Below are 6,304 nucleotides of genomic sequence, written 5' to 3'. Positions count from 1 at the left end.
TAGAGCTTGATGATGTCCATCGTCGCCATGGCGAGCCCGGCGCCGTTGACCATGCAACCGATATTGCCGTCGAGCTTGATGAAGTTGAGACCGAACTTGCTGGCCTCGACCTCCGCCGGATCCTCTTCGGCGAGATCGCGCATCGCGGCGACATCCTTGTGCCGGAAAAGGGCGTTGCTGTCGAAACCCATCTTGGCGTCGAGGGCGAGGACGTCGCCACCGCCGGTCACCAGCAGCGGATTGATCTCGACCAGCGAAGCGTCGGAATCGACGTAGGCCTTGACCAGGGCGGTGAGCAGCTTGGCGGCCTGACGGGCGGTACCGCCGCTCAGACCGAGGCCGCCGGCGAGACGCCGCGCCTGGAAGGGCAGCAGCCCGAGATGGGGGTCGACGGACTCCTTGAGGATCGCCTCGGGAGTCTTCTCCGCCACCTCTTCGATGTCCATACCGCCTTCCTTCGACGCCATCAGGACGAGGGTCTCGTTCTGGCGGTCGAGGGTCACGGAAACGTAGAGCTCGTCGGCGATGTCGAGAGCCTCCTCGATCAACACCTGGCGCACCTTCTGGCCACCGGGGCCGGTCTGCGGCGTCACCAGCTGCATGCCCAGGATCTGTCCCGCCAGCTCCTCCGCCTCGGCCGGCGATCCGGCCAGCTTCACCCCGCCGCCCTTGCCGCGCCCACCGGCGTGAATCTGCGCCTTGACGACACAACGACCACCGAATTCCTCACAGATCCGCCGCGCCTCGGCGGGATCGTCGGTCACCTGCCCGCGGGGCGTCGCCACCCCATAGCGGCGCAGGATCTCCTTGCCTTGATACTCGTGGATTTTCACGATGACCTCCGGATCTTGAAGGGGATCCCCCGACCCCAGGGCAGGCCTCGGGCGGTGGGCTTCGAGCGAGCCGGACTCTATCAGGATCGGCCGTGAAAAGGCGGCCTCGCGGGAACCCTCCACTCTGTCGCCACAGCACCACCCAAGAGGCCTCCCGCTTCCCTTAGACTGCCCGCCATGGCCATCTCTCCCCAAGACATCGCCCAGCTCGCTCGCGAGTCCTTCGGCCTCGAGGTCGCGGCCGAGGCCCTGGACGGCGACGTCGACCAGAATTTCCTGCTGCGCCAGGACAGCGGCGAGCGGTTGGTTCTCAAGGTCGCGCAGGAAGGACGCAACCAAGACCTGGTCGCCCTCGAAAGCTCGGTCTTCACCCACCTGGCCGAGTACGCCGTCGGCATCGCTCTGCCGCACCTAGTCGGCAAAGGCCAATGGCAGGGCCGCCAGGTGCGCCTGTTGTCGTGGGTCCCGGGGGAGCTGTGGGTCCATCGCAGCGAGCGCAGCGCCGCCCTGCGGCGCGACCTCGGCCGCGCCCTCGGCCGTCTCGATGCCGCCCTGGCGGACTTCGTGCACCCGGCCGCGGATCGCGACCACGACTGGGACCTGCGCCACGCGAGCCGCGCCGCTCGCAACGTCCGCTGGGTTCCCGAGGCGTCTCGCCGGGCTCTCCTCGATGCCGCCCTGCAGCAGTACTCGGGACACCTCCGCGCTCTGGCCCCGGAGGTGCGGCGAGCGGTGATCCATGGCGACGCCAACGACTACAACGTCACCGTTTCAGCCGACGGCGAGAGGGTCGCGGGCCTGTTCGACTTCGGGGACCTCGGGGTCAGCTGGCTGGTCGCCGAGCCCGCCATCTCGGCGGCCTACATCGGCCTCGGCGAAGACGATCCCTGGGCCGCCGCCTGCGACCTGCTGGCGGGATACCAGCGTGAATACCCACTCACTGACGAGGAGATCGGGGTCTTCTATCCCCTTGTCTGCACCCGCCTAGTGGTCAGTATCGCCACCGCCGCCCGGCGCCGCGCCGCGGGGTCTTCCAATGCCTACCACTTCGCCACCGAGGAGCGGGCCTGGGCAGCCCTCGCCAAGCTGATGCAGCTTTCCCCGGCGAGGGCCCGGCAGGAGGCACTCGAAGCCTGCGGTCGCCCCGCCACGGCCCCCCGACCATTCTCGAAATCCGAGATCCTGGCCGCTCGCCAGCGCCACGTCGGCCCCTCCCTGAGCGTCTCCTATCGCCAACCGCTGCATTTCCAGCGCGGTCGCGGGCCCTATCTCTTCGATCAGGATGACCGGCCCTTTCTCGACTTGGTCAACAACGTCTGCCACGTCGGCCACTGTCATCCCCGGGTGGTCGCCGCGGCCCAGCGCCAGATGGCACAGCTCAACACCAACACCCGCTATCTCTATGCGGGTCTGACCGAGTACGCCACCCGCCTGACGGCCAAGCTGCCGGAGCCGCTTTCGGTCTGCTATCTGGTGAACTCCGGCAGCGAAGCCAACGAGCTCGCGTTACGCCTGGCGCAGTGCCACACCGGGCGCGACCGCATGGTGGTTCTAGAGGGCGCCTACCACGGTCACACCGGACGCCTGATCGAGCTCTCACCCTACAAGTTCCGCGGCCCCGGCGGCCGCGGCGAGCCCACCGGCGACGTCACCGTGGTGCCGGCGCCGGACTCCTATCGCGGTCGCTACCGCGCCATGACGCCGGCCACCGGCCGGCTCTACGCCGCCGAGGTCGAATCGGCCCTGGCCGCGGCCGCGACCTCGCCGGCGGCTTTCCTCGCCGAGTCGCTGCTGAGCTGTGGCGGCCAGGTCGAGCCACCGCCGGAATACTTCGCCGGTGCCTTCGCCGCCGTCCGCGCCGCCGGCGGCCTCTGCATCATCGACGAAGTGCAGGTCGGTTTCGGCCGCGTCGGTGATGCCTTCTGGGGCTTCGAGCTACAAGGCGTCGTGCCGGACGTGGTAGTGATGGGCAAGCCGATCGGCAATGGCCACCCGCTGGCCGCCGTCGTCACCACCCCCGAGATCGCCTCCTCCTTCGACAACGGGATGGAGTTCTTCTGCACCTTCGGCGGCAATCCGGTGTCCTGCGCTGTCGGCCTCGCCGTCCTCGACGTCGTCGAAGAAGAGGGACTGCAGGAGCGCGCCCGCCGGCTCGGACAACGCTTCCGCAGCGGGCTCGAAGAGCTGGCGACCCGCCACCCCCTGATCGGAGACGTGCGCGGCCGCGGCCTCTTCCTGGGAGTCGAGCTGGTGCGCGACCGATCCAGCCTCGAACCGGCAGCGACCGAGGCCCAGGCCGTGGTCGAGGCGGCCAAGCAGCAGGGCATCCTGCTGTCGACGGACGGCCCGCTCCACAACGTCATCAAGATCAAGCCTCCCCTCGCCCTCGACGAGCACGACGTCGACCGCGCCCTGCGGGCCCTCGACTCGGCCTTCGCCGGGGTTCAGGGCTAGCGGCGCCCTCGGAGCCGCCTTGCGGCGCCTTCGGCAGATATGAATAATTGATGTTGGTCAATTTGCAAATGGCCTTTGATTTTCCTTGATGGTTCCTCGCAAGCGGCGGACGCCAACTGCTCGAGAGCCGTCCTCTGGAGGTTTGCCGTGAGCGACACCCGCCTTGGCGCGCGCTTGTCAGCGTGGGCCCTCGTCAGCGTATTCCTGCTCTTCACCCAGCACTCCCCGCCGACCGCCTCCCCTCGGCCGGGCGCCCCTCAGCCGGGCGCCCCTCAGCCGGCAGCGAGCGGCGCGGAGCTCCCTCACCCGATTCTGTTCGTCACTCAGTTTCCGCTCGGAGCCGACTTCGCGGCTCGCGCCTCGGTGTTCGGCAACCACGACCCGGCGATGAGCTCGGCCGGGCGCGGCGGTGACCTGTGGATACAGTTTCCCGACGGCAGCCGGCGCAACTTGACGGCCGAGGCGGGCTTTGGCGTCGCCAGCGGATTCCAAGGCTCAACGGCCATCGCGGTGCGGGAGCCGAGCGTCCACTGGGACGGTCAGAAGGCGATCTTCAGCATGGTGGTCGGCGCCCCAGCGAGCCAGTACCAGGTGATCGACTTTCCCTGGCAGCTCTACGAGGTCACCGGCCTCGGCCCGGCGGACACCGCCGTGATCACCAAAGTCCCCAACCAGCCCATCACCTACAACAACATCAGCCCGGTGTACGGTTCGGACGACCGCATCCTGTTTACCAGCGACCGGCCGCGCAAGGGCCAAGCCCATCTCTATCCTTTGCTCGACGAGTACGAGGAGGTCGCCACCGTCACCGGCGTCTGGAGCCTCGATCCCACCACCGGCGACCTCGCTCTCCTCGACTTCTCACCCTCCGGCGACTTCAGCCCGATGGTCGATTCGTTCGGACGGGTGTTGTTCTCGCGCTGGGATCACCTGCAGCGTGACCAGCAAGCCGACGCCGACGACACGTCACCGCAGGACGTCTACGGCACCTTCGACTACGCCGACGAGAGCGCCGATGCGGCGATCCTTCCCACCCGGACGGAGATCTTTCCGGAGCCCCGGCCGAGCCGCACGGACCTGCTCGCCGGCACCAACCTCGAAGGCCACCGCTTCAACCATTTCCTGATCTGGCAGAGTCATCAGGACGGCCGCGAGCTCGAAACCCTGAACCACATCGGGCGCCACGAGTTGCACGGCTACTTCAACCGCGCGCTCAATGACGACCCGAATCTGCGCGAGTTCATCGCCGCCGCCAGCGACCGCTTCAACGACAACGTGGCCCACAACCTGCTTCAGGTGGCCGAAGATCCGGCGCAGCCGGGGCGCTATCTCGCCATCGACGCCCCCGAGTTCCAGACGCAGGGCTCCGGTCAGGTGATCGCGCTGTCGGCGCCACCGGGCCAAGCACCGGACGCCATCGCGATCACCTACCTGACGCACCGCGATACGCAGACCGTCACCCCCGATGGCGGCACCCCGACGGCCGATCACTCGGGCCATTACCGCGACCCACTGGTGCTGAGCGACGGCCGCATCCTGGCCAGTCACACGGCCGAGACCCGCGCCGCCGGAAACGACGGCACCCGCGCCCAACCGGATCCGCGCTACGACTACCGCTTGCGCTTTCTAGCGCCCGCAACCAACGGCTACCTGGAAGCCGGCCAGGCCCTCACTCCAGGCCTGCCCAAGAACCTCAGCTTTTGGGATCCCGACGTCCTGGTGAGCTACTCGGGAGACCTCTGGGAGCTCGAGGCGGTAGAAGTCCGAGCGCGCCCCCGGCCGCCCTTGCCGCAGGCGCTGATCGCAGCCCCGGAACAGGCCATGTTCGACCAGGAAGAGGTCGAGCCCGCGGAGCTGCGCTCCTATCTCGAAGACCGCGAGCTGGCGCTCATCATCAGCCGCGACGTCACCAACCGCGATGGTCATGACGAGCAGCAGCCTTTCAACCTTTCGGTTCCCGGCGGCGTCGCCACCATCGGCAGCAGCGGCACCGTCTACGATGTCGAGTACTTGCAGCTCTTTCAGGCCGACCAGGTACGCGGGATCGGCGGTGCCGACAGTCCTCGGCCGGGGCGCCGCGTGCTGGCCCGTCACCTGCACGACCCGCAGGTGCGCAACCCGCCCAATCCCAGCGGTCCGCCAGCCAGTGTCGCCGTCGCTCCGGACGGCTCCCTCGCCGCCTTCGTGCCGGCACGCCGTGCCCTCAGCTGGCAGCTCACCGACGGTGCCGGAACACCGGTGGTGCGGGAGCGCTACTGGCTCACCTTCCAGCCGGGAGAGATCCGGACCTGCGCCTCGTGCCATGGCCTGAGCAGCAGCGACCAGACCGGTGGGACGACCCCGACCAACTCACCCCAGGCCCTGGCCGAGCTGCTGCGCTTCTGGAAGGCGAATCTGAGGCCGCTGTTCGAGGACGGCTTCGAGTCCGGCAATACCTCAGCCTGGTCGGCAAGCGTCGAGTAGGGTTCCGGACGAAAGTCGACTATCCGCCTCCCTGATAGGATCTTCTCCTTATTTCGAAGTGAAATTACGTAAGGAGGAACTTTGGTGAAATCACGTCTCTTACTCTCCTGCGCTCTCCTTTGCCTGATCGCCGCCGGCTCCGCCGTCGCCAGCGACCTCCCGGCCGCCCCCACGGACGGTGACGCCGAAATCGCCACGCTGCTGCAGGATCTCGCCCCGCCGGCCCCCAACCAGTCCTACGAATGTCATCCGCAAGACCCGCACTGCCCGGGGAACGACAACGAGCCGCAATGCCACCCGGAGGACATCGCCTGCTACTGCCCCTCCGGCAGCACCATGTGCCTGCGCCTGCGCTACTGCATTCTGGGCTGCATCAACCAGGGCTACACGGGCGGCTATCTCGACGCCAAGCACAACTGCATCTGCACCGGCGGTAGCGGCGGCAGCTAGCAGGCTGCTGGCTGTTTTTTCAGGGGGGCTAAAGGCGCCCCCCTCAGGCCTACGCGGCCCGGCTTCGCGCATGTCGCGCGCCTTCACCCCCGTCCTCGGCGCCC

Annotated in this window: 4 protein-coding genes; 3 read left to right on the top strand and 1 reads right to left on the bottom strand. The window is 68.0% G+C overall.

Annotated features, from left to right (window positions below; all coding sequences use genetic code 11):
* Positions 1–833: ADP-forming succinate--CoA ligase subunit beta (gene sucC, locus AAF604_24595; protein ID MEM7052864.1), on the bottom strand; the 833-nt coding region annotated here is incomplete at its 3' end.
* A 177-nt stretch (positions 834–1,010) separates the two neighbouring features.
* Between sucC and AAF604_24590 the strand changes: the two genes are divergently transcribed.
* From AAF604_24590 to AAF604_24580, 3 genes are all read left to right on the top strand, one after another.
* On the top strand, positions 1,011–3,287 hold the full coding sequence (locus tag AAF604_24590; protein ID MEM7052863.1) for an aminotransferase class III-fold pyridoxal phosphate-dependent enzyme: 2,277 nt from the start codon (positions 1,011–1,013) through the stop codon (positions 3,285–3,287).
* 147 nt (positions 3,288–3,434) lie between these two features.
* A complete protein-coding gene (locus AAF604_24585) occupies positions 3,435–5,750 on the top strand; it encodes a hypothetical protein (GenBank protein ID MEM7052862.1) in 2,316 nt (771 codons plus the stop codon).
* An 84-nt stretch (positions 5,751–5,834) separates the two neighbouring features.
* Positions 5,835–6,200 (top strand): hypothetical protein, encoded by a 366-nt coding sequence (locus AAF604_24580; GenBank protein ID MEM7052861.1) that lies wholly within the window; start codon positions 5,835–5,837, stop codon positions 6,198–6,200.
* Positions 6,201–6,304 lie beyond the last annotated feature (104 nt).

Source organism: Acidobacteriota bacterium (genome assembly GCA_039028635.1).
Classification (GTDB): Bacteria; Acidobacteriota; Thermoanaerobaculia; order Multivoradales; family JBCCEF01; genus JBCCEF01.
Note: the sequence above shows the minus strand (reverse complement) of the source record. Positions and strands in the feature narration are given on the sequence as shown.

What these genes read in the sequence shown, in the direction of transcription:
- AAF604_24590 (MEM7052863.1), top strand. Translation starts at nt 1,011, where the DNA reads ATGGCCATCTCTCCCCAAGACATCGCCCAGCTCGCTCGCGAGTCCTTC.